This window comes from Acidovorax sp. KPB24-03 (assembly GCF_057546605.1).
The window spans coordinates 1-1,321 of record NZ_BAAJYR010000665.1; the positions used below are offsets into that span (position 1 = coordinate 1).

At 71.0% G+C, this 1,321-nt stretch carries 3 protein-coding genes; all 3 read left to right on the forward strand.

Features of this window, described 5'->3' with window-relative positions; all coding sequences use genetic code 11:
• Window positions 1–199 (forward strand): DUF6691 family protein (locus tag AC27KI_RS24990; RefSeq protein WP_487116478.1); only part of this gene is annotated, 199 nt, incomplete at its 5' end.
• A gap of 102 nt (window positions 200–301) precedes the next feature.
• On the forward strand, window positions 302–850 hold the full coding sequence (locus AC27KI_RS24995; RefSeq protein ID WP_284427864.1) for a type 1 glutamine amidotransferase domain-containing protein: 549 nt from the start codon (window positions 302–304) through the stop codon (window positions 848–850).
• A gap of 5 nt (window positions 851–855) precedes the next feature.
• Window positions 856–1,128: a hypothetical protein gene (locus tag AC27KI_RS25000; protein ID WP_284430507.1), complete on the forward strand. Its 273-nt coding sequence runs from the start codon at window positions 856–858 to the stop codon at window positions 1,126–1,128.
• Window positions 1,129–1,321 lie beyond the last annotated feature (193 nt).

Sequence of the window (1,321 nt, forward strand, 5' to 3'; positions counted from 1 at the left end):
GGCCGCGCACGGCATCGACGCGCGGCTGGTGGGCGGCAGCGCGTTGTTCGGCATCGGCTGGGGGCTGGCCGGCATCTGCCCCGGCCCGGCCCTGGTGCTGCTGGGCATGGGGGTGCCGGACGGCGTGTGGTTCGTGGCCGCCCTGCTGGCCGGCATGGCGGTGTTCGAGGGTATCGAGCGCTGGCGCGGTCGCGGCTGACGACCGCCATGCAGGCCGATGTCCTGCGCCGCGATGGCAGTTGGCCGACACGCCACGGGCACCACGGCCCCTAGATTGGTGGCCTTTGAAAGGACCCCACCCATGACCGCATCCTCTCCCGCCGCCAGCGCCCGCACCGTCGCCATCCTCGTGACCGACGGCTTCGAACAGGTCGAGCTGACCGGCCCGCGCGACGCGCTGCAAAAGGCCGGCATCGCCACCCGGATCATCGCCCCGAAGGCCGGCCAGGTGCAGGGCTTCCACCACGACGAAAAGGCCGATACCTTCGCGGTGGACGGCACCCTCGACCAGGCCGATCCCGCCCGGTTTGATGCCGTGCTGCTGCCCGGCGGCGTGCTCAACGCCGACACCCTGCGCACGGACGCGAAGGCCCAGGCCTTCGTGCAGGCCATCGACCAGGCCGGCAAGCCCATCGCCGTGATCTGCCATGGGGCCTGGCTGCTGGTGGACGCCGGCCTGGTGCGCGGCAAGACCCTGACCAGCTGGCCCAGCTTGGCCACCGACCTGCGCAACGCCGGCGCCACCTGGGTGGACGAAACCGTGCACGTCGAGGGGCAATGGGTCAGCAGCCGCAAGCCCGACGACATTCCGGCGTTCAACCAGAAGCTGCTGCAGGCCGTGGGCGCCTGACCGCGATGGACGACTGGCTCGGCCTCTTGCAGTGGCCGGCATTCGCGGCGTCGGTGCTGGCGGCCTGGCTGGTCGCCTCCACGCACTCAGCGCGGCGCAATGCCGGGTTCTGGATCTTTCTCGGCAGCAACGTGCTGTGGCTGGCCTGGGGATGGCACACCCGCGCCTGGGCGCTCATGGCGCTGCAGTGCTGCCTGGCGGCGATGAACGTGCGGGGCCTGTGGAAAACGGAGCCGGCCGGCGAGGAAAAGGAAGGCGCGGGCAAGGAAACCGCCTGAAAAAGCAGCCCATCGGTGGCCCGGCACCCCGCGCGAAAAAGGTGCGAAAAAGGCCTGTCTCCTTGCGAAGACAGGCCTTTCATGGGCCACGACGGCGCGACGGCTTCAGAACGGAATGTCGTCGTCCATGTCGTCGAAGCCCGAGGCCGCGCGCGGGGCCTGGGCGGCGGGCGCCGGGTGCCGGGCGGGGTGC

Excerpts from the sequence above, each read along its gene's own strand:
- AC27KI_RS24995 (WP_284427864.1), top strand. The coding sequence starts at position 302 with ATGACCGCATCCTCTCCCGCCGCCAGCGCCCGCACCGTCGCCATCCTC.
- AC27KI_RS25000 (WP_284430507.1), top strand. The coding sequence starts at position 856 with ATGGACGACTGGCTCGGCCTCTTGCAGTGGCCGGCATTCGCGGCGTCG.